The organism is Bacillus sp. EB106-02-03-XG38 (assembly GCF_058792175.1).
Genome location: NZ_JBYTED010000001.1, coordinates 1,268,742 through 1,289,513, shown reverse-complemented (window position 1 = coordinate 1,289,513; position 20,772 = coordinate 1,268,742). Strand labels below are relative to the sequence as shown.

At 33.1% G+C, this 20,772-nt stretch carries 20 protein-coding genes and 3 pseudogenes; 20 read left to right on the top strand and 3 right to left on the bottom strand.

Annotated features, from left to right (window positions below):
- Nucleotides 1–222 precede the first annotated feature (222 nt).
- From AC3WTI_RS06605 to AC3WTI_RS06580, 6 genes and pseudogenes are all read left to right on the top strand, one after another.
- Nucleotides 223–595, top strand: a pseudogene (locus tag AC3WTI_RS06605) (Na-translocating system protein MpsC family protein); the annotation flags it as partial.
- Nucleotides 596–1,171: 576 nt separating this feature from the next.
- Complete coding sequence (locus AC3WTI_RS06600; protein ID WP_097840750.1) at nucleotides 1,172–2,704, top strand: NADH dehydrogenase subunit 5; 1,533 nt, start codon at nucleotides 1,172–1,174, stop codon at nucleotides 2,702–2,704.
- Nucleotides 2,704–5,331, top strand: coding sequence for a DUF2309 domain-containing protein (locus AC3WTI_RS06595; RefSeq protein WP_097840749.1), 2,628 nt, complete (start codon nucleotides 2,704–2,706; stop codon nucleotides 5,329–5,331). The genes AC3WTI_RS06600 and AC3WTI_RS06595 overlap by 1 nt, the downstream gene beginning before the upstream one ends.
- Before the next feature lie 76 nt (nucleotides 5,332–5,407).
- Complete coding sequence (locus AC3WTI_RS06590) at nucleotides 5,408–5,929, top strand: carbonic anhydrase (protein ID WP_087956742.1); 522 nt, start codon at nucleotides 5,408–5,410, stop codon at nucleotides 5,927–5,929.
- A 257-nt stretch (nucleotides 5,930–6,186) separates the two neighbouring features.
- The gene (locus AC3WTI_RS06585) at nucleotides 6,187–7,212 is read left to right on the top strand and encodes an alpha/beta hydrolase (protein ID WP_087956743.1); all 1,026 of its coding nucleotides are present in this window, start codon (nucleotides 6,187–6,189) and stop codon (nucleotides 7,210–7,212) included.
- Between the two features lie 175 nt (nucleotides 7,213–7,387).
- Nucleotides 7,388–8,605: an NAD(P)/FAD-dependent oxidoreductase gene (locus AC3WTI_RS06580; protein ID WP_087956744.1), complete on the top strand. Its 1,218-nt coding sequence runs from the start codon at nucleotides 7,388–7,390 to the stop codon at nucleotides 8,603–8,605.
- A 126-nt stretch (nucleotides 8,606–8,731) separates the two neighbouring features.
- Here the strand turns inward: AC3WTI_RS06580 and AC3WTI_RS06575 are convergent, their stop codons facing one another.
- A complete protein-coding gene (locus AC3WTI_RS06575; RefSeq protein ID WP_087956745.1) occupies nucleotides 8,732–9,250 on the bottom strand; it encodes a DUF3841 domain-containing protein in 519 nt (172 codons plus the stop codon).
- A gap of 212 nt (nucleotides 9,251–9,462) precedes the next feature.
- Between AC3WTI_RS06575 and AC3WTI_RS06570 the strand changes: the two genes are divergently transcribed.
- The 4 genes from AC3WTI_RS06570 to AC3WTI_RS06555 all read left to right on the top strand — a co-directional run bounded on the left by AC3WTI_RS06570 (nucleotide 9,463) and on the right by AC3WTI_RS06555 (nucleotide 12,865).
- Nucleotides 9,463–10,893 carry a cryptochrome/photolyase family protein gene (locus tag AC3WTI_RS06570; protein WP_097840748.1) on the top strand — a complete coding sequence of 477 codons (1,431 nt, stop codon included), beginning with the start codon at nucleotides 9,463–9,465 and terminating at the stop codon, nucleotides 10,891–10,893.
- A gap of 112 nt (nucleotides 10,894–11,005) precedes the next feature.
- Nucleotides 11,006–11,461, top strand: a complete 456-nt coding sequence (locus AC3WTI_RS06565; RefSeq protein ID WP_142286551.1) for a TspO/MBR family protein — start codon at nucleotides 11,006–11,008, stop codon at nucleotides 11,459–11,461.
- A gap of 103 nt (nucleotides 11,462–11,564) precedes the next feature.
- Nucleotides 11,565–12,278 carry an alpha/beta hydrolase gene (locus AC3WTI_RS06560; protein WP_087956748.1) on the top strand — a complete coding sequence of 238 codons (714 nt, stop codon included), beginning with the start codon at nucleotides 11,565–11,567 and terminating at the stop codon, nucleotides 12,276–12,278.
- Nucleotides 12,279–12,418: 140 nt separating this feature from the next.
- Entirely contained in the window at nucleotides 12,419–12,865 is a 447-nt protein-coding gene (locus AC3WTI_RS06555; RefSeq protein WP_087956749.1) for a hypothetical protein, read from the top strand.
- A 15-nt stretch (nucleotides 12,866–12,880) separates the two neighbouring features.
- On the opposite strand, the gene AC3WTI_RS06550 is transcribed toward AC3WTI_RS06555, so the two are convergent.
- Nucleotides 12,881–13,249, bottom strand: a complete 369-nt coding sequence (locus AC3WTI_RS06550; RefSeq protein ID WP_097840746.1) for a YxeA family protein — start codon at nucleotides 13,247–13,249, stop codon at nucleotides 12,881–12,883.
- A gap of 105 nt (nucleotides 13,250–13,354) precedes the next feature.
- Here AC3WTI_RS06550 and AC3WTI_RS06545 point away from each other — a divergent pair.
- From AC3WTI_RS06545 to AC3WTI_RS06505, 9 genes and pseudogenes are all read left to right on the top strand, one after another.
- A pseudogene (locus AC3WTI_RS06545) lies at nucleotides 13,355–13,636 on the top strand (alpha/beta hydrolase); the annotation flags it as partial.
- A gap of 135 nt (nucleotides 13,637–13,771) precedes the next feature.
- Complete coding sequence (locus AC3WTI_RS06540; protein ID WP_097840745.1) at nucleotides 13,772–14,158, top strand: YflT domain-containing protein; 387 nt, start codon at nucleotides 13,772–13,774, stop codon at nucleotides 14,156–14,158.
- Nucleotides 14,159–14,243: 85 nt separating this feature from the next.
- Nucleotides 14,244–14,645, top strand: coding sequence for a hypothetical protein (locus tag AC3WTI_RS06535; RefSeq protein ID WP_000683216.1), 402 nt, complete (start codon nucleotides 14,244–14,246; stop codon nucleotides 14,643–14,645).
- 35 nt (nucleotides 14,646–14,680) lie between these two features.
- Nucleotides 14,681–15,706: a ParM/StbA family protein gene (locus tag AC3WTI_RS06530; RefSeq protein ID WP_097840744.1), complete on the top strand. Its 1,026-nt coding sequence runs from the start codon at nucleotides 14,681–14,683 to the stop codon at nucleotides 15,704–15,706.
- Nucleotides 15,707–15,977: 271 nt separating this feature from the next.
- On the top strand, nucleotides 15,978–16,928 hold the full coding sequence (locus AC3WTI_RS06525) for a magnesium transporter CorA family protein (protein ID WP_097840743.1): 951 nt from the start codon (nucleotides 15,978–15,980) through the stop codon (nucleotides 16,926–16,928).
- Between the two features lie 77 nt (nucleotides 16,929–17,005).
- Nucleotides 17,006–17,215 carry a hypothetical protein gene (locus tag AC3WTI_RS06520; RefSeq protein ID WP_492304357.1) on the top strand — a complete coding sequence of 70 codons (210 nt, stop codon included), beginning with the start codon at nucleotides 17,006–17,008 and terminating at the stop codon, nucleotides 17,213–17,215.
- A 271-nt stretch (nucleotides 17,216–17,486) separates the two neighbouring features.
- Nucleotides 17,487–17,921 (top strand): hypothetical protein, encoded by a 435-nt coding sequence (locus AC3WTI_RS06515; RefSeq protein ID WP_048525481.1) that lies wholly within the window; start codon nucleotides 17,487–17,489, stop codon nucleotides 17,919–17,921.
- A gap of 238 nt (nucleotides 17,922–18,159) precedes the next feature.
- Complete coding sequence (locus tag AC3WTI_RS06510; RefSeq protein WP_087956756.1) at nucleotides 18,160–18,900, top strand: YrrS family protein; 741 nt, start codon at nucleotides 18,160–18,162, stop codon at nucleotides 18,898–18,900.
- 625 nt (nucleotides 18,901–19,525) lie between these two features.
- Nucleotides 19,526–19,825, top strand: coding sequence for an ArsR/SmtB family transcription factor (locus AC3WTI_RS06505; protein WP_000214796.1), 300 nt, complete (start codon nucleotides 19,526–19,528; stop codon nucleotides 19,823–19,825).
- A 57-nt stretch (nucleotides 19,826–19,882) separates the two neighbouring features.
- Here the strand turns inward: AC3WTI_RS06505 and AC3WTI_RS06500 are convergent.
- A pseudogene (locus tag AC3WTI_RS06500) lies at nucleotides 19,883–19,963 on the bottom strand (DUF2187 family protein); the annotation flags it as partial.
- Between the two features lie 226 nt (nucleotides 19,964–20,189).
- On the opposite strand from AC3WTI_RS06500, the gene AC3WTI_RS06495 reads away from it, so the two are divergent.
- On the top strand, nucleotides 20,190–20,432 hold the full coding sequence (locus tag AC3WTI_RS06495; RefSeq protein ID WP_087956757.1) for a hypothetical protein: 243 nt from the start codon (nucleotides 20,190–20,192) through the stop codon (nucleotides 20,430–20,432).
- Nucleotides 20,433–20,772 lie beyond the last annotated feature (340 nt).

The following is a 20,772-nucleotide window of genomic DNA, read 5'->3' as shown; positions in this document are numbered from 1 at the left end:
ATGGGCAGTAAGACCCCTACCTCAAAATTCAGCGAAAGCAAAGAAGTTAGGTAGGGGTCGGGCTGCCCATTAAAGTCCGATTGGTGAGGGCTGATTAAAGTTTCACTTTATAAGAGTTCTTTTTTATAATTGCTATAATTTCTACTTAGGAATTGAAAATAAAATTAATCCAGATTATTATATTGTTATTGTAAATTTATTTTATTGAAGGAGGATACATAGATGAAAAACTCAAAAGGTTCTATTGAATCAGAGATAAGCAAAGCAATTACTCACTGGGAAAAGGACTATCTAGGACGCGGGTCTATATCCGTTAAGACAGATATATTACGGGATATGATTATCGTAAATTTACAAGGTATTTTAACACCAGCTGAATATACTGTTTGTGAAACCAAAGACGGTATGCTAACGATAAAGAAAAATCGTTCAGAGTTAGTTGAATCTGGAATTGAAGATCTAAAAGAGATTATACTAGAATTAACTGGAGAGAAAGTGAAAAGCTTTCATACAGATATAAGCTCCCGTACAGGCGAACGAGTAATGATTTTTAAATTGCTTCATAATCTTGAGGAAAAATTTTAAAAATATCTTAAGGTTAGTGGAAGGATTAAGAAACCTACAAGTTTTGCACTTTATTAACAGGCTGATAATTAAAAACTTGAAGTTATTTAGGTATAATAAATCTACAAAACTGATAAATAAATTGACAAACTGCTTAATATGGTTTATCTTATAATTGTTTTAAAAAATTGATAGATGCTCATTTTAACAGTTTGCTATAATTAAGGCTTTAGCATTTTTTTAATATGTAATATTGACTAAATGAAAAAGTTTCTTAATTAAAAGATAGCGTATAACATAAATTGATATATTGATTGCATAATCTAGGAGATCAGAAATATACAATTCTTTTTAACAGGAGTAATACATACATTATCCTCTATAAAATGGGAGCTCTTCAAAAAACTTTATTCAAGTTAGTTGAAGTGAAACCGACAATCTCCATAATTCAATGATGATATAAAATCATTGAATTATGGAAGTTGTCGGTTTTTTTTATGGAAAAAAACGATGTACTAAAAAGAGTGAAAGAAAATTGAAATTAAAAAACTATCTTACTTAAAAGGAATTTTTATAGGTTATTTTCGTTTGGAAGGGAGTATTGTACATGTTAATTTCGCTGAGTTCATCAACACTGATAACATTATTTTTTATGGCGCTTAGCGCTTCTTGGTTAAGTGGATTATTGTTTTTACATGCAAGGATACCTTTACGTTTTGTTCATATCCATATTGGTATCGCTGCATTGCCTTCATTGGTTTCTTTACTCGCACTTGTTAATCACAATGGAGATAGCGTTGTAGGGCCTTGGCATTTAGATACTTTAGCTTGGTTCATGGCTTTCTTTGTTCTTACAATTGGTTTAATCATTCAACGTTTTTCTATACGCTACTTACTGGGAGATCGCTCATATCGAAAGTACTTTGCACTTTTTACATTTACTACAGGTGTATCTGCGGTTGCATGGTTAAGTAATGATCTTCGTTTCATGATTATTTGTTGGGGAGCAACTCTTATAGGATTGGTTTTACTTATAGGGCTAAATAAAGGGTGGAAAGTAGTTAGCGAAGCAACAAAAATTTCTAGTTATTTATTTATAATAAGCTGGATCGCTTTGCTAGTAGCTATCATTTGGCTTTTTCAAATTACTGGACAGTGGCAATTAACATCAGTTTTAACGAATGAAAATGTAGCTCAATTTGGAACGTTGGAGAAAACAGGAATTAACTTATTGATTATAGTAGCTGTGATGATTCCAGCAGCACAATGGCCTTTTCAAAGATGGTTAATTGAGTCAGCTGTTGCTCCAACTCCTGTTTCGGCTATTATGCATGCGGGTTTAGTAAATGCTGGCGGTATCATGTTAACTAGATTTTCACCTCTTTTTCATGATGATATTGCACAAATCATTTTACTAATTTTCTCAAGTATTTCTATCTTAATCGGAACAGGAATTAGCCTAGTTCAAGTTGATTATAAACGTCAGCTAGTGGGATCAACTATTGCACAAATGGGGTTTATGCTTATTCAATGCGCATTAGGAGCCTATTTAGCGGCTGTTATTCATTTGATTTTACATGGTTTGTTTAAAGCTACACTGTTTTTACAAGCTGGTTCTTCCGTGCAAAGTTTTGGGGCAGTGAAGCAGTCTAATGAAAAGATATCTAATTTATGGATTATGGTCGGACGTGTTTTCGGATTATTTATAGCGATTGCTTTTTGGTTTACGACTTCTGGAGAAGGGTATGAATTAGTTAGTGCGTTCATCTTAGGGTGGTCATTATACTTTTCATGGAAACAGCTTGTTGTTTTGGGAGAGGGAAGAATGGGGCGAATTGTTGGCGTATTTATTTTAGCTGGATTTTCTCTCATTTACTTTACCGTTCATAATTCTCTTTATAAATGGTTGCATACTGACATGTATCAAAATGTTCAACCGTCGGCTTCAGCCGTTATTTTTGTTATATGTCTCTTATTATTTGGTAGTGCTATTAGTACTCTCGTTACTCGTAATCAATCCTCTACTATATTTGCTGTAATGTATCTTTGGTTCGTTCGAGTAGGTGAGGCGAGACAAAAGTCAGTAGAAAGTCATCCAAGCTATCTGAAACATTATGTATCAAAGGGAGGTAATCAGTGATGAGCATACAGTCAATCGTAACGAAAGAAACTTTAAAAAAGAAAGATACAAAAATTGAAATACAAGAAAAGAATATGAATGATTTAGTTGAATCTGCTAGCCGAGTGATTGCACCACTTTGGCCTATCTCTACATTTGCAGCTCATCACCCTTGGATGGGACTTGAAAAACAATCATTTGAACAAGTTGCAGATTGGTTAAAAGAAATTCGTAATGTGGATATATATCCGAGTGCTTCTATGGTTCATTCGGCAAAGGCGAAAGGTGAGATTGAGGAATCATTTTTACAAATTGGCTTGTCTCGGTGGCTTGATTCACAATCGTTTCATATCCCGCGAAAGAAAGCGGAGCAGTTTTGCCAAGCAGCTTTAAAATTAGAGGGATTACCTTCTAGTCTATTATCATCACCACAATTAAATAAACTGGCAGAAGAAATGAGTTATATAAATACAGGAAGTATGAAAGACTCTTCTATGCAACCTGTAAGTACACTTATAGAGAATCAAAAGGGTGACAACCTATCTGATATTCTTAATTATCACATCATTAAATGGTGTAAATTATATTTGGATAACTCCGGGTCAAGTTGGACGATGCCAAATCGAGAGAAAGGTTTGTATCGTGCATGGCATCACCTTATTACATTTGATCCAGCGCTCAGTAAAAATGAGCGTAGCGTTTTAAAAGATTGGCCAGAGGATGCCGAGGTAGCTTTAACAAGAGCGTTATCTGAACTAGGTATTTCTGAATCTAACATGCAAGCCTACCTTGAGGGGCACTTGCTTGCTTTGCCTGGATGGGCAGGAATGGTACTATGGCGTTCCCGACAGTCAACTCAGGAGCAGAAACTCATTATAGAATATTTAGCAGTTCGAATTTCTATGGAGCTGGCCATTGCAAAACCTTATTTACCTATAAAAAATCAAAAGGCTGAGAAGAAAGTTGCGATTGTCCCACTTATAGCTTCTTGGATCTACTGGGGGAATATTTCAACCCTGGAATGGTCACAAATGTCTGCAGCTGAACAAAGCGAATTATTAGCATTTGCTTATCGTTTTGATGAAAATATTCGCAGGAAACTTTGGCTAGAAGCTTGGGAACAGACGCATGCAGAGCAATTAAGGGAAAAGATTGTTTCTAAGCAACGTGTAACTAATGATAAAAAACGTGTATTAGCTCAATTAGCATTCTGTATTGATGTACGTTCAGAACCGTTTCGCCGCCATCTAGAAACATTAGGTCCGTTCGAAACGTTTGGAATAGCTGGTTTCTTTGGGTTACCAATTGCGACTAGTGAACTAGGTAGTAATGACAGCCATCCATCTTTGCCAGTTATATTAAAACCGAAACATCAAATAAAAGAGCTCACGGATGAAAATGAATTTAAATCTTATCAACAACGTAAGAAGATAGACAGCTCAGTAAGCTATACGTTTAAAACGATGAAACAAAATGTACTGACAAGTATGTTACTACCTGAGGTAAGTGGCCCTTTACTTGGTCTACAAATGGTGACAAGGAGTTTTGTGCCAAGAAGAGTAGGTAGTTTCCTTCGTAACCTTCGTAAAACGATGTTACAAAAACCTGATACAACATTCTCACTTACTCATGTTCATGATACAAAATGTGAGATACCTATCGGTTTTACGAAAGAAGAAAAAGTGAACTATGTGCGTCAAGCTTTAAAAATGGTGGGATTAACAGAAAAATTCGCGCCTTTAGTTGTAATGTGCGGGCATAGTAGTCAAAGTACGAACAACCCTTATGCTGCAGCGCTTGAGTGTGGTGCTTGTGGCGGAGCAGCAGGAGGATTCAATGCAAGAGTTTTCGCTACTTTATGTAACCTTCCAGAAGTAAGAGAGGCGTTGTCTGCTGAAGGCATTAAAATTCCTGAGGATACCATTTTTGCAGCAGCTGAACATAAAACAACAGTGGATGAATTGGAATGGATTTACGTCCCAGAACTTTCAGAAACTGCGCAAGAAGCATTTGATAGTATTGAATCAATTATGCCGAATGTCAGCCAACATGCAAATAGAGAGCGTTTAATGCAATTACCTAATTTTCAAACGAAAATAAAAAATCCGAGTAAAGAGGCACAACGATTTGCAGAAGATTGGAGTGAAATACGTCCGGAATGGGGATTGGCCCGTAATGCATCTTTCATTATCGGGCAGCGTGAATTAACTCAGGATTGTGACTTAGAAGGAAGAGCTTTCCTTCATAATTATGATTGGAAACAGGATGACAGTGGCGATATATTAGCTAGCATCATAGCGGGACCAGGAACAGTAGCTCAGTGGATAAACCTGCAATATTACGCTTCAACTGTAGCACCTCATTATTATGGTAGTGGAAATAAAACAACCCAAACTGTAACGGCGGGTCTCGGTGTTATGCAAGGAAACGCAAGTGACCTGTTGCCAGGCTTACCTTGGCAATCCGTTATGCAGTCAGATAGTGAGACGTATCATTCACCACTTCGTTTACTAATTGTAATTCAAGCACCTATTGAATATATAGAGCGTTTGCTAAATGCCAATCTCACATTTCGAGAAAAAGTTCAAAATGGGTGGGTTAGACTGGCAAGTGTTGATCCAGAAGGACAATGGAAAAATTGGTCATAACCATGTAATGAATAATGTACTATCGTTACTAGTTTAAAAGTTCTATAAATACAATCATGAAGAAGGAGTGCTCCATATGAATTCAAAGAATAAAAAAGTATTATTATTAACAGACATTGAACATGGAATAGAGCCTATTATCCAGCAAGTAACTAATATTCAACAAGAAAACATGTTGACTATACACAGCTATGATTCTGTAATTGTACATCCTTATGGAGATATAATGAGATCTGTTATTATTGCTATTTATGAAGAAAAAGTTGAAGAAATTTTTGTTGTCGGAATCGAGGATAAAGAAACTTCTTCCGTTAATCTACAAACTCAAAATGATTTCATAAAAGATAATATAGAATTAGACTATCTTTTTAAAAATTGCATGCCTGAATTTTCAAGTGGTAGCCTGAATGCATGGCTAAGTGGACAAGAAAATGTTAGTGAAAATATTGAGAAAAGTATAGATATGATTCGTCATCATCCGTTAGTACCTTCTGATATTAAAGCTCATGGTTTCATGATTGATAAAACTGGTGGAAAAGAAACGGTTGTTAAAATTGCTACTAATAAAGTAGCGAAAAAAATGCATTCTTATGTGTAAGTTATTGATAGATAAGCAATTTTTGTTTGGACTTGTGTCCTTTACAAAGAGCAAAAGAAATCTTCTATAAATGGGGATCTTTTGCTCTTTTTGATTGAATTTTTAATGTGTTTTATAGGAGATATCTAATATGTACATAATAAAAATATATAACCTTTTGCATGAAATTTTAAGGACGGATTAGCAGGCGGAAAATAAAAAATTATGTTGAGATTTATTTCAAGATTATTATTAAAAAGAATGGAGCTTCTTTAATTATGAGAATAAAACAGTTAAAACCTAAAATGATATGGAGAAAAAGAATGCTACTAACTATTTGTATTGTTTTCGGATTGATTATTGCCGGAGTTATTTTTTGGAATGTTTCACCTATTCCAAAATCGTTTCTCATAAAAAAAGCATTTGAAGGTGGAATGTTTGTTCAATCTAATAATTATAAAAACGCTCTAAAAGAGACACGAATTGTTAAAGATATCAATTATGATTCTAAATTTCCTGATGGTACATTAGACATTATTTATCCCAAAAATCTTACAGGAAAAACACCTGTTCTTTTTTGGGTACACGGGGGTGGATTTGTAGGTGGAGATAAATCAGACATTACTGGTTATGCAGTAGAATTAGCTGCTCGTGGTTATACAGTGATAAATATAAATTACGCTCTTGCTCCTAAAAGAAAGTATCCTACACCAGTACTACAACTTGGTGAGGCTTATGAATATATAAAAGCAAATGCAAAGAAATATAATGTAAAACTAGATGACCTGTATTTTGCAGGAGATTCTGCGGGAGCGCAAATATCTGGGCAATTTGTTACTATTCAAACATCTCCAGATTATGCGAAATTAACCGGAATTGACGCTATTGTTGCTCCTTCTACAATTAAAGGTATACTGCTATTTTGCGGCCCGTATAATATGCCTGCATTAGCTAAAATGGAAACATCCAAAGAAGTACAAGACTTTATGCGTACTACTGGCTGGGCTTACTTTGGTAAAAAGAAGTTTGAAACATTACCTGAAATGGAAATCGCCTCTATTTATAAACACGTTACAAAAGATTACCCACCAACGTTCATCACAGATGGAAATACTGCATCATTTGAAGAGCAAGGTAAAGCATTAGCTTCTACTTTACAAAATAAAGGAGTGCCTGTAGATACACTTTTCTTTGATAAAAATATCTCTGGTGAGTTAGCACATGAATTTCAATTTAAAATGAACACTCCACCAGGTCAAGAAGCTTTTAATCGAGTTCTTAAATTTCTAAATGAAAATAAATAATTATATATACTATTAACTTTTTATAAGTTTAGTTTAATACCAAATATGGATGAACAAAATATTGCACTAATAATCTAATGGTAGCAAAAATAAATTTGATAAGAAGTATATAGTAAGAATGATTTGGAGATACAGATGGGGATATAACTATTTTATTTAGGACGGTGCACTTAAAATGGATTTACAGAAAGGGAAATTATATTGGAACACAACTTTTTCTAATACACCTTCTTATCCTCGGTTGGAAGAAGATATAAAATGTGACGTACTAATAATAGGAGCAGGGAGTTCAGGTGCTCAATCAGCATACTATTTGAGTGAATCAGATTTAAATATTGTTATCGTTGATAAAAGAAAGGTAGGACACGGGAGTAACCTTACAAATACAGCACTTATTCAATATTTAGGAGATAAGATGTTTTTTGAGCTTGTAAATACATTTGGAGAAGAGTATGCAGTTAAGCATATGAAATTATGTGAGCAAGCTATTAATGATATTGAATATGCTGATCAAAACTTGCCTTATTGCTCTGATTTTAAACGACGTGACAGTTTATATTATGCAAGTTATGAAGAGGATATAAAGAAATTAGAAAAAGAACTGTATTATTTACATAAGCATGATTTTAAAGCGACTTGGCTATCAGAGAAACAAATTGGACAGAGATATCCATTTAAAAAACGTGCAGCTATTTATACGTATAATGATGGTGAAATAAATCCTTATAAATTTACACATAGTTTATTAGAACAAGCTTCTAATAAAGGAGTTCAAATTTATGAAGATACAGAGATTGTTGGCAAAAAGTTAGAGAAAGAATGTGCTATCTTTTATACAAAGGGGGGCAATTCTATTACTGCCAATAAAGTAATTGTGGCTGCAGGATATGAAGGGTTGGAATTTAAAAAGGAAAAGAACGCTACACTGATTAGCTCATATGCAGTTATTACTAATCCTGTAGAAGATTTATCTTCTTGGTATAAACGTACTCTCATTTGGGAAACTGCGAGACCATATATTTATATGAGAACTACTGCAGATAACAGGATTATTATAGGTGGGTTAGATGAAGATACAAACATTGCTCAAGAAAGAGATTCAAAATTAATCCATAAAAAAGAGAAATTAGTAAATGAATTTAATAAGCTCTTTCCCAATATAACCGTTAAACCTGAATTTTATTTAAGTGCTTTTTATGGTGGTACTCATGATGGTTTACCTATAATTGGAATGTATGAAGATTTTCCAAATTGTCACTTTATCTATGCATATGGAGATAATGGATTAGTATATAGTATGGTACTTTCTAAAATTGTTCGAGATGTAATTATTAGCGGTTCAAGTCCGGATTTGAATCTATATTTACAAACTAGACCAAAACTTAATGAGTAAGCTACATGTATATGCAAAATCATAGTATTTAGGGTACCATATAAAAATCGTTATTTTAAATGGATTAGTTTAATGTGACTATTTGTTAAATCCATTCATCTTACTAAGTTCTGTTATTTGTATAATCTATTCTTTTTTTAGGTAGGGTAGAGTTACTTGGATATGATGATATTCCCATTCTTCCTCAATGGTAGGATAAAGATTAAATAAGTATTTTTCTTCATCATTTGTTACACTTGCTTTAGGATTGCCAATAAGTTTAAAATAAATGTCACACCATCCACTATAGTTTGTTAGCATGAATAAAAAATTAGGACATGTAAATTCGATAAGGTATATTTCTTCTAATTGAATATCTGATAGTAATTCCCTTGCCGTCTCAAAAGTAGGCTTCTTTTGGTAACCATTGCATGAATGCCATGCCCAAATAGGGAAATCTATAATGAAGTCAATACCTTTCTGTCTCATGCATCTTACAATGTATTTATATGCTGTGAAATCTTCTTTACTAACAAAAATAGAATCGGCTATAAGCTTACCTTCATTCAAAAGTGTATTTATAGCATTTTGGTTTTGAAAAGTCCATAGGATTGTTGAATCTATAGATGTATTTAATTTTGACTGTTTATCAAACTGTTTTCTCATATTTCTCTTCATTTTCTTTTTTATTTTATAAGAGTTTAAGATAAGTACAAAGTACATTGTATTTTTACTTTTATTAAGAGTTGGAAAAATCCATTAAAGATAGAAAAATTTGTTTGCAATTATAAACAGTGATTCTTATAATCATTAAAAAAAACAGAAGTACTTGTTTTCATAAAGAAAGAATTGTGCTTTAAGAATGAGAAAGGATAGCCATGCAAAATAAAATTATAGTTATGTTTCAAAAAGATTTTCGCTTATATGATAACCCAGCTCTATTTGAAGCTGCTCAGTCCGATGAGGTTGTTCCGGTATATATACATGACGAAACTTTTTCAATAGGAAGTGCGTCAAAGTGGTGGTTACACCATGCTATAATAGATGTCCAAAAACAACTTGAGGCATTGGGCTCTACTTTAATAATTCGCAAAGGAAATACACAGGAAGAAATACTTTCTCTCATAGAACAGTTAGGTATAACGGCTGTATATTGGAATATTTGTTATGATCCGGACAGATTACAATCTAATCAAAAAATGAAAATGATGTTAGAAGATAAAGGTATTACCTGTAAGGAATTTAATTCGCATTTATTATTAGAACCGTGGATTATTAAAAAGAAAGATAACACTGAATATAAGGTGTTTACGCCTTTTTACAATGCATTTCAAAAGCAGGTAATACCTAAACCTATTAGTAAAGTGCAGCGTATAAAAGGAGGAAACTCTTTACCAGCAAGCTTATCTGTTTCAGAATTACACTTGCTGCCGACTATACGGTGGACATCTCATATGGAATCAATATGGGAGCCTACAGAAGAAGGAGCATACAAAACATGTAAGAAATTTTTCTCTAGCAAATTAGCCTCTTATAGTGAAGGAAGAGACTTTCCAAATGAAAATGCTCATTCGATGTTGGCACCGTATCTTTCATTTGGTCAAATATCAGTAAAGTTTATGTATCATTACTTAGTAAATAAGAGTACCGAAAGACAATGTAGTCTTTTTGAAAAACAAGTGAATAGTTTTATACGTCAATTCATTTGGCGAGAGTTTTCTTATTATTTGCTATATCATTATCCATTTACAGTATATAAACCTCTTAATAAGAGCTTTGAACATTTTCCGTGGAATAATGAAGAGGAGTTATTAACAGTATGGCAGAAGGGTGAAACTGGCTATCCGTTTATTGATGCTGGAATGCGGGAACTATGGCAAACAGGTTTTATGCATAATCGGGCAAGAATGGCTGTCGCTTCTTTTCTTGTAAAGCATTTGTTAATTCCGTGGCAAGAAGGAGCAAAATGGTTTATGGATACACTGTTAGATGCTGATATTGCAAATAATACAATGGGATGGCAATGGGTTGCTGGAAGCGGGGCAGATGCATCACCGTATTTTCGTATTTTTAATCCAATCACACAAGGAGAAAAGTTTGATAAAGAGGGGGAGTATATAAGAAAATGGGTACCAGAATTAAGAGATATGCCTAATAAATATATACATAAACCGTGGGAAGCACCTGAGCATATGTTACAAAAGGCCAATATAACGCTCGGTCATACATACCCTTTTCCAGTTGTTGATCATAAGGCAGCACGTGAGAGAGCACTTTGTGCATATAAAAGTATGAAAGAGTTCGCATAAAATAGGTTAAACAATATGTATTTAAAATTAAAATATTAGAATGTTACCTATTAAAGGGACAGAATAATCATATAGAGTTTCTAAAACCTTCTATTGAAAAAGGAGAATGTTTATGAAAAAATCTAGTATTCTAGTATTTTTACTAACATATGGTTTGTTTTATGTTTCTAGTATTTTATTTCCTATTGATCGTACTTGGTATGATGCGTTAGAAAAGCCGTCTTGGACACCTTCTGGTATGACAATTGGAATAGTTTGGGCTGTATTATATGGACTTATTGCATTATCGGTTGCAATGATTTACAACAAATATGGATGTAAGCCAAAAACATTTTGGATTGTATTTCTTTTAAATTATATGTGCAATCAAGCGTTCAGCTACTTTCAATTTAGTCAAAAAAATTTATTTTTAGCAACAGTAGATTGTTTATTAGTCGCTATTACTACGTTACTTCTCATAGCGGTTTCTTCCAAATTATCTAAAGTATCGGCATGGTTGCTAATTCCATATTTTGTATGGTCTACATTTGCTACATATTTATCTTGGACAATTTATAGTATAAATTAAAGACGTAAATAAAAACTTGAGCACAATAAAAATGCTCGAGTTTTTATGTGTATGAATGATAATCTAAAATATAGAATATATACATCTTAGGGAGGTCATCTTTGTGAAGAAATGGATAAAAATTACGCTGTACTCTTTACTAGGTATTTTACTTATAGGAAGTATTACGTTTTTGACTTGGTCTCAGTTTACTTATAAACCGACGACAGAGGCTTTGTCGTTAGTAGATGATAAAAAAGATGAGGATCATATCGTTTTTGGACAGAAAGATGCTAAAGTAGGGATTATTTTTTACCAAGGAGCTAAAGTAGAAGCTGAGGCTTATAGTTACTTAGGGGAAGCTCTTGCAAAAGATGGGCACTTTGTAGTAATGCCTAAGTTGCCATTAAATTTAGCGATACTTGGAATTAATGCGGTAGACAGTGTAATGGAACAGTATCCTAAAGTTCAAAAATGGTATGTTGCAGGGCATTCAATGGGGGGAGCTATGATTTCTAAGTATGCCTTCCAACATGAAGACAAGGTAGACGGAATCATTTTCTTAGGCTCTTATCCTGCAGATGACTTCTCTACGAAATCGATTCCGATGTTATCAATTTATGGGGAAGTAGATGCTTTAGCAACAGTAGAAAAAATAGAGAACAATAAAAAGTTCATGTCAAAGAATACAACTATGCACATGATAAAAGGTGGAAATCATGCTCATTTTGGCATGTATGGTGAGCAAAAAGGTGATAATGCGAGCTTAATTACGCCTAAAGCACAACGAGATGAAACTGTGAAAGTAATTCAAGAATGGTTGTTAAAACAAGGATAATGAATGTAATAAAGCGATCGAAAAAGACTCTTACTATATAAGAGTCTTTTTTTCGTAATTGCTCTAGATTTTTAGTGGGTAAATTCGCATGAAATACCTTCAATTGGATATAAATATTAAAAAAATAAACGGGGTTTAATATGAAAAAAATTATAGCAATTTTGTTCACTTACAGTTTTCTTTTATTGGGTGTACATGGGACGGTAGAAGCAGAGGAGTCTTCCAAAGAAATTTCTTATATAGAAAACAATGCAAATAAAGTTTTTGAAAATCCAAAAGTTTTTTATAGTAAGGTTAAAAATCATACGTATAGTTCTTTCTATGTTCCTTTTAAAGATGCTGAGAATCATATACAGAAAACAGTTCTATTTAAAGATTTACAATCGACTATGGAATCAGAAATAGGACCGTTTGTAAGTAAATTGGCTGGCAAAGAACCATCAATAGACGTTAATCCAAATAGACAAATTTATTTAATAGCATCCTGGACAGAAACGGAAAAAGACTTCAGAGTGAAATATCTTATCGCTGATGCTGAAACAAAGACGACTCTTTGGACTGGAGAAGATAAAGGAATGAAAAAATAAGCTGATTAATTCAGCTTATTTTTTATTTACCATCTCCAATTGTCCTCTTATTTTCTCCGGAATATTTTTTTCAGTAATAATATCGTAAGAATAGACATATCTTCCTTTCACATGAATTTTTAAGTAAGTTTTTCGTACAAAATCATTAGGGGTATTCGTTCCTACTGTATACTCTTCCTGATTTCCAGATTCATCAATACCCTTTAATGAGTACATTGCTCTTCCTTCATTATGATAATCGGGAACACCATATCCCTCCGCAACAGCATATACATTTTTTTCTTCAGCAAGAGGATTAAACCTGTCCAAATCTCCGCGCAATAGGAAAGGTAGTAAGTATATAAGGAGGCCTATTCCTAATATGCAAAGTAAAAGTTTCTTCATGATTGTTTCTCCTTTTGTCTATTTACATTTTTCAGTATAGAAAAAAGTTCTTATGAATATAGAGGGAAATTCTTTAAGTTTTTCTTAATAAAGTTTAACTGTGCGAAAAAAGACCAAAATCAAAATATTGCTGAGGCAATTGTAATGGGAGGGCCAGCTCGTGCGATCCAAGATGTTATTTTAGATCAATTTGAGTACCTTTTGTCTATTGGAGCAAGGAACCTAGATGAATATAAATTCTACAAAGCGCAATTTGAACTGTTAAATTATCCTAATTTCTCTGGTCAGAATCCACCAAAAGATTTTCACTTAGGATCAGCAGTCTTTTGGTATTCTATTCGGAAAATTAAAGCAGCAGAAATGTTAATAGAACAAAAGAAACCGCTTTAATATTTAAAAACATTAATAACCTATTGTATGAAGTTTTTTGAAAATTTAGGTTTAACATCTTTAAAATAGGTGTATTACATATTACATAACAACTAAATAAGAAAATAAAAAATCTAAAGGAGGAAAAATACAATGCATAAGAATGAAAGAAAACCGGTGGTTCATGAATATGAAAATGAACAGGAAGTAGTTATGAAAGTAAAAGAGCTAGAATTGCAAGGGGTTCGCCACGATGACATTTATGTTTTAGCGCATGAAAAACATATAACAAAAAGGATTGCGGATGATACAAACACAAATACGATTGGAGTAAAAGAACAAGGATTGGGCACAAGTATTATCAACTTTTTCTCCAAAAAAGGGGACGAGCTCCGAAATCAAATGGAGGAAATGGGGTTGTCGAAGGAGGAAGCTAACTTATATGAAGAAAAACTAGATCAAGGGAGAATTTTACTCCTAGTAACAGATGAAACACTAACGGCGAGTGATAGGCAGCCGCAAAACTATCATTCTCTCTAATAGATTGCAACATCTGATAAATAGGTAAGGTAATTATTTTAGGTTGTAGCATTGAAGAAAATAAAAATAGAAAAGGATGAGAAAAATGAAACATACAATATTTAAATATGCTGTGATTGGAATTACGACCGGAGTCATAGTCTCCCTATTAAAAAAAGAAAATCGGAAAGCTATACAAACAAAAGGAAAAAGCGTAAAAGAAAAACTACAAGAAGGAAACATAAAGGAAACATTAGAGAAGGTAACTGAGACAAGTAAACAATTTTCTGTAACTGCAGCTAATGTTGCAAAACAAACATTACCACAACTGCTTACAGCCACACCAGTTGTCATTTCTACCATTAAAGACTTAACAGAAAACGAAAATAATAAAAAGAAAACAGGTGAAAAGGATTACGAAATAAATGAAAATAGTAAGAACTTAGACGGGGAAAAAACGAAAAATGAAAAGAAATATGTGAAAGAAGGGAAAGAAGAGAGTGCCTAGATTTAACTCTAAAAATAGAAAGTGAGGAAAAAAGTATGAAATCTCTGTATGCAATTGATGTAGGAATTGGCTTTACCAAAAGGGCATATCGACAGGATGTAGATTCTGAGATGACGATCAAGAGTGAAGCTTCCACACTAGCCCCTGTACCTAATCATGCTGAAAGTGAAGATTTAACAAAGGTAAGTTTTATAGACTTAGACTTTGCATACTACATGGGAAATGAAGCACATCAATCTGACGCTTCATTTCTTCCTCCATTTGACGATGAAATAGAAAATTATTATGAAAGCGAAGAGTTTAAACAACAAATATTTGGTTGCATTGCAAAGGATTATAAAGAAAATGTCGTGTTACCTTTAGTTGTTACAGGGCTTCCCGTTACTTGTTTTGGTAGTCAGCATGAGCAATTACAACGTGCACTAAAAAAAGAAACTTCCGTGCAAATTGATGGGAAATTTATTAATATTACGGTGGAAAATGCTTTGATTCTTCAGCAACCGGTCGCTTTACATGCTTATTTCTTAAAAGAGGGAATCATTCAGGAACAAGATCGTATCTTAATTATTGATGGTGGATTTCGTACATTAGAAATGACAGATATGAAACAGAATGTCATTTTAAATCATTATGAGACGGAACTAGGATGTAGCAAGCCTTTGAAAAATATTAAGAATATCCTGCAAAATCATGCGGGGGAAGGTGATCACTTGCATATTAACGACATGCCAAACATATTAGAAAAAGGATATGGAGGTCGAGAAGAAAATTATCAGACAAGTCAGGTTGATACTTTGATTCAAAAAGAATTGGATACACACTTCCAAGACGTTATGCGTGTATTACAAGAACAATTTAAGTTAGACCAGTATGACACTATTATTTGGACAGGAGGAATAGTAGATATCCACAAAAAACGAATTGAAAAAATGCAAGGTGAAATTTCTTCTTTCCGTATGGTAGACGCTTCGAAAGAGGCTGCACTTCATGGATACTATATGATTGGAAGTCAAGTATTTGACGACATCACCAATCGATCTGCATATGAATCCAAATTATAATGACGACCGAAAAGGAGTTCGTTGAATAGACGTGCCAAATTATGTAGCTTCTTTTCCACATATAAATAAAAAGTACTTGTATAGAGGAAATGTTTAAAATTGAGAATAAAAATAACTAATATATAGGGGGTCTTCCTTCTAACAGAAGAAGACCTCCTATACCATTTATTATCTAAAAACCTTTCCTCCAAGACATGAATACCTACATACAAATTTCATATTACGGATATTATTCGATCAAACATAAAACTATTCAGAAAGGAAGAATAATATGGAATGCATACAAATGCCGAAATGGAATTGGTATCATGTGAAAACTAGTGAACTTGAAAAACTTTCTTCTATAATCCCTCGTGATGTAACAACTTATTTCTCTCAATTTGTAAAGAAAATAAGTTCTCCTTGTGAAAATGGATTATATGTTTATACGTTATCACCAAGTCAAACTTGTGTATATGGTTCGTTTTTATATGATCAAGATAAAAAGGACGCCAAAATTCAAAAATTTCTTCATTATTTCGTAGCTCATGGAATACTGATAACGGTCCAGGAAAAAGAGGAAGAGGATTTCCAAAAATTAATAGATAATTCCTCTTTTAGTGTGAAAAATTGTAATAGTTCCGCTGAAGGATTATGTGCTATCTTATCAATTTTTATATCTCATTACTTGCGAAAGGTTGATTATTTCGAAAACAATTTTAGAAATGTATTATGGGATTTTTATCATCATAATAACATAGCAGTTTTAGAAAGAGTTTATCATATTCGTCATGAATTATTTATGAACACACATGTGTTTCGCTTAATACAAGAAGTGTTACAAGGCCTGAAAGAAGCTTGGTTAGAAAACTTAACAAACACCCTTTGTTATAAACAAACACACGTAAAATTAGAGCGTGGATTACAACTTGTTAAAGAGTACCAAGAAGAATTAGACACGATGATTCATTTACAAGAAGTGGTTTCTTCACATCGTGGGAATGAGATTATGAAAGCTCTTACTGTATTAACTGCTGTAAGTACGCCTTTGACGGCCTTAGGAGCATTGTGGGGGATGAATTTTAAATACATGCCTGAACTAGAATGGAAATATAGCTATTTAATCGCTCTCTTATTTATTATTTTCACAACAGGGGGTATGTATTTATATATGCGAGTCAAAGGATGGACAGGTGATTTATTACGAGTAAAGAAAAAGAAATCTTTTTTTAAATCTAATTGATCCTGTTTATAAAAAATATGATAGATATGAATCATAGATATATGGTTAGTAATATTTATTAATAGGGGGAGTGCCACATGCCCATCAAGCTAACAAAACAAAATAATTCGTTTGGGGATGTTGAAATGCTTATCAATTTAGCAAACAAAATGTATCAAAGAGGGGGCATGTCGCTTATCGACAAGTGTCCGACTCCTGTGAAGGTGGTTATTTTCGAATTCCCACAAAAAAGTAGGCTATTCTATGCAAATGACGTCTCGCATATCATTTTAAGAAAAGGTATTTAGAAAACGAAAAATCAACTCATCCGGCTGACACGCTATCTCCACTGTACAAGGATTCTCCCACCACAGTAAGATAAAATTATCGAAGAGAATTATGAGCCTTACTTGACGAAACCAATGATAGGAAATTCATGTTGAGATATACATATTCATTATTGAAATTAGTAATAATAGAATGTATTATTGAAAAGCACTATTTATAATTCAAGTAATCAAGGCTATGTATCCGAAATAATTCGAACATTCGGAAATTATAATATTATCTAAAAATGAGGTGAGGTTAATAGAAACAGTACATATTAAATGGTATGGATTGTATAGTTTAAATGATTTTTATAATAGAGAAGAAGCTTTTAAGAAGGGAATATTTGCAATCTCTAGAGTATATGCTAATAATGAAACATTGATCTATATAGGAAAAACCAAAAGAAGCTTTATACAAAAGATAAGGGAACTTAATAAGGATTGGACTTTTGATGAAAGTGAATTAAAGATTACATTAGGAATAATAGAGTTTCCTAGTGGTGAAAGTTACTCTGAAAAAAAGGTAAAAGAGATAAAATCCCTTCTGATTTTACGACATATCCCAGTAGAAAACAACACATCTTTATTGTACCATAGAGGGCAGTTTAATTTGAAAATTATAAATAAGGGAAGAAGGGGCTTAATTGTTAAAAAGATTTCTACAGGAGATCTAATGTGGACGTAATTGGAATCATCTTTGAATAAAATTGAAGGTTTCTTACGAATAGGAGTTTATCAATTTTTAATGTATTAAAATATTTTTGAATAACATATGTCAGATACTTGAAACAACACAAATTTTATTATGATATGAAATCTTGTATGGGAATTGTGATTTATTTCCATCGTTTAATAAAAATATTAAGAATTATAAGAATGATGCATAAAGATTAGAAGAGAAAATAAATTCGGGGGTTTAAAAAATGGTACAAGTAAGCAGGTTTCAAGAAAAACAACAAAATCGTCGTAAAAAGGTGGTTTTTAATATTGCATTTACTTTGGTATTAGTGACAGTTGGTATAGTGACATACCAGTTGTTTTCCCCTTCTGATACATCAAAGAAAGCAATTGCTCAAGAAAAGAAAGCAACAAAGATAGAAGAGAAGAAACGTAAAGAGAAAGAAGCAGCGCAGTTAGAAGAGAAGAAACGTAAAGAGAAAGAAGCAGCCCAGTTAGAGGAGAAGGAACGTGAGGAGAAAGAAGCAGCACAGTTAGAAGAGAAGGAACGTGAGGAGAAAGAAGCAGTACTGCTAGAAGAGAAGAAACGTGAGGAGAAAGAAGCAGCACTGTTAGAAGAGAAACAAAAAGCAGAAAAATCGGTAAAAATGAACGGAAATGAAAATAAAGAGGGAGAAAAAACGGCATCTCAAGAAAAGGGTTCTCAAACTAATCCTTCTTGGAAGCCAATTGGTACAGTGCAAGGAGCAAAACCTGAAATGAAATTTAAAGAAGGAACAGTAGATTGGAGTGAGATGAAACAAGCAATTTCTTATGCTGTTGATGTTCCAGAGAGCCAATTGATTTTCGATTTTATTGGGAATAATGGTGATCATAAAGCCTACGGTAATGTACGAGATAAGCAAAGTAATAAAAAATATAAGGTTGATATTGATTGGGTAGAGAATCAGGGGTGGAAACCAGCATCTGTTCAAGTGTTGAAATAAATAATAGAAATGTAATTATGTGTTTAAAAGTTTACTTTTGTAAAAACTTACAAAAGAGTCCGTATCAATCAGGACTCTTTTTGTTATGTTGACAGCATTAATTACTTGGACTCATTTGTTAGATCCTGATGCGGACCAACTTTGATAACCAATAAAGTCTCATCTCGTGTGAGCGTTCATCTATTAACCAAAGAACAACAAAAAAACGAGTACAGGATTAAGTTGTACAAGAAAATAGAAAGAAAGGAAATATTCTCCTCGTAGTAAACGACTTAGTATTATCGATCTTTATATGACCAACACTCCTGCACCTAGAGAAAACAATGAAAAGCTCAAGGAAAGAAAACAACAAAGATAGAAGGGAAACACAAAGCAGAAAAATCGGTAGTTACATGTGAATGATTTGAAAAATCTTCATTATAAATTTAGGCTAACTTCACATAGAGCACATATTAATATTTTATTATTTATATGTAATGAAAGAATAAATAAAGTGAATTGTATTTCGTTCTGTTTTTAAAAATTTAAAATTCCTTTATTTTTATATAAAGGTTTTACATCGGAGTTTTAAATATTTTGGAAATAGATCAAAATAAAAGGAGTTCATATAAAAGGGGAATGTCCTATGACAACATATACAAGTGAAATGAGAAAAAGTTTAGTTTCAGAAGAAGATGTAGATATTTTGAAAATTATGGCGCATCCAATCCGCTTACAAATTGTAAATGAATTAAGTACGAGAAAAACGTGTAATGTAACACAATTAACAGAATTGCTGAATATTCCACAATCGACAGTTTCACAACATTTATCAAAAATGAAGGGTAAAGTGTTACGAGCTGAGCGAAAAGGTTTAGAAATTTATTATCATATTCATAATTTAAAAGCGAGTAAGATTGTAAGTGTTTTAGGATATATAAACTAATGAAGTATTTTCATATGAAATAGCCGCTGCTGGTGAGAAGGGCTATTTTGTATTGCTTTATGTATTTACATTTGAAATTGTATAGTTTTTATGATTTACAATGGTTTGATCAAATTCAAAAGTACCACCGCTTACTATAATCATATCCCATAATAATAGTTCCTCCTTTAGATAAGTGGGGATTAGAGCTTATTCCATAGACTTTAACGGGTTCACTTTACCTTGGGTTTTTAAGGATGAATTGAGCAGGTCTCTGTGAAAATAGAAAAAACACCTTAATGCGCCTTCTTCTAAAATTTTTTGTGTCATTAGCCCTTTTTACTACATAGCTTATTATAAATTGTTTTAGGGAGGGGTATAAGTAATGGCATATACTTTAAATGATATTTGTATCGATGTGTGTCTTATTGTTACGTTTACTCCTAGTGTTGGGGTAGAATCAATTGTAAGTGGTGGAGAAGAGTGTGGATCTAGTCCTAGTATAGTGATTAATTCTGATGGCTCAATTACTATTACATTACCATTAGTAGCTTGTTTATCCCTCGTATTAAATGACGATTTAAGTGTTGGAGCATCATTAACAAGCTTGTCTTTTAAAACTTCTTAAGTGAGGTACTAATTTTATCCGGCGTTAACGGACAGTAAAACTCCCACCTCAAAATTCAGTTGGAGCAAAGAAGTTAGGTGGGAGTCGGGCTGTCCGTAAACGTCCGATTGGTAAGGGCTGATAATCAGTGGGGGATGAACAAAACCCCCACTGATTAAAGTTTCACTTTATATGAAAGATTAGAGCGCTCCTTTTTGTAGGAGGGCTCTAATCTTTTTTTAAAACTATATCATATACATAGGCAGACGCATCATCTGGAATTTGCCCAGATTCAATTTAGAATATGACAAAAGAGAACTTGCGTTAGACAACAAGCTCTCTTTAAAAGAAATAACGTAAT

Excerpts from the sequence above, each read along its gene's own strand:
- AC3WTI_RS06495 (WP_087956757.1), top strand. The coding sequence starts at position 20,190 with ATGGCATATACTTTAAATGATATTTGTATCGATGTGTGTCTTATTGTT.
- AC3WTI_RS06600 (WP_097840750.1), top strand. The coding sequence starts at position 1,172 with ATGTTAATTTCGCTGAGTTCATCAACACTGATAACATTATTTTTTATG.
- AC3WTI_RS06540 (WP_097840745.1), top strand. The coding sequence starts at position 13,772 with ATGCATAAGAATGAAAGAAAACCGGTGGTTCATGAATATGAAAATGAA.
- AC3WTI_RS06505 (WP_000214796.1), top strand. The coding sequence starts at position 19,526 with ATGACAACATATACAAGTGAAATGAGAAAAAGTTTAGTTTCAGAAGAA.
- AC3WTI_RS06585 (WP_087956743.1), top strand. The coding sequence starts at position 6,187 with ATGAGAATAAAACAGTTAAAACCTAAAATGATATGGAGAAAAAGAATG.
- AC3WTI_RS06550 (WP_097840746.1), bottom strand. The coding sequence starts at position 13,249 with ATGAAGAAACTTTTACTTTGCATATTAGGAATAGGCCTCCTTATATAC.
- AC3WTI_RS06575 (WP_087956745.1), bottom strand. The coding sequence starts at position 9,250 with ATGAGAAAACAGTTTGATAAACAGTCAAAATTAAATACATCTATAGAT.
- AC3WTI_RS06520 (WP_492304357.1), top strand. The coding sequence starts at position 17,006 with ATGCCCATCAAGCTAACAAAACAAAATAATTCGTTTGGGGATGTTGAA.
- AC3WTI_RS06555 (WP_087956749.1), top strand. The coding sequence starts at position 12,419 with ATGAAAAAAATTATAGCAATTTTGTTCACTTACAGTTTTCTTTTATTG.
- AC3WTI_RS06565 (WP_142286551.1), top strand. The coding sequence starts at position 11,006 with ATGAAAAAATCTAGTATTCTAGTATTTTTACTAACATATGGTTTGTTT.
- AC3WTI_RS06580 (WP_087956744.1), top strand. The coding sequence starts at position 7,388 with ATGGATTTACAGAAAGGGAAATTATATTGGAACACAACTTTTTCTAAT.
- AC3WTI_RS06590 (WP_087956742.1), top strand. The coding sequence starts at position 5,408 with ATGAATTCAAAGAATAAAAAAGTATTATTATTAACAGACATTGAACAT.
- AC3WTI_RS06570 (WP_097840748.1), top strand. The coding sequence starts at position 9,463 with ATGCAAAATAAAATTATAGTTATGTTTCAAAAAGATTTTCGCTTATAT.
- AC3WTI_RS06595 (WP_097840749.1), top strand. The coding sequence starts at position 2,704 with ATGAGCATACAGTCAATCGTAACGAAAGAAACTTTAAAAAAGAAAGAT.
- AC3WTI_RS06510 (WP_087956756.1), top strand. The coding sequence starts at position 18,160 with ATGGTACAAGTAAGCAGGTTTCAAGAAAAACAACAAAATCGTCGTAAA.
- AC3WTI_RS06530 (WP_097840744.1), top strand. The coding sequence starts at position 14,681 with ATGAAATCTCTGTATGCAATTGATGTAGGAATTGGCTTTACCAAAAGG.
- AC3WTI_RS06535 (WP_000683216.1), top strand. The coding sequence starts at position 14,244 with ATGAAACATACAATATTTAAATATGCTGTGATTGGAATTACGACCGGA.
- AC3WTI_RS06525 (WP_097840743.1), top strand. The coding sequence starts at position 15,978 with ATGGAATGCATACAAATGCCGAAATGGAATTGGTATCATGTGAAAACT.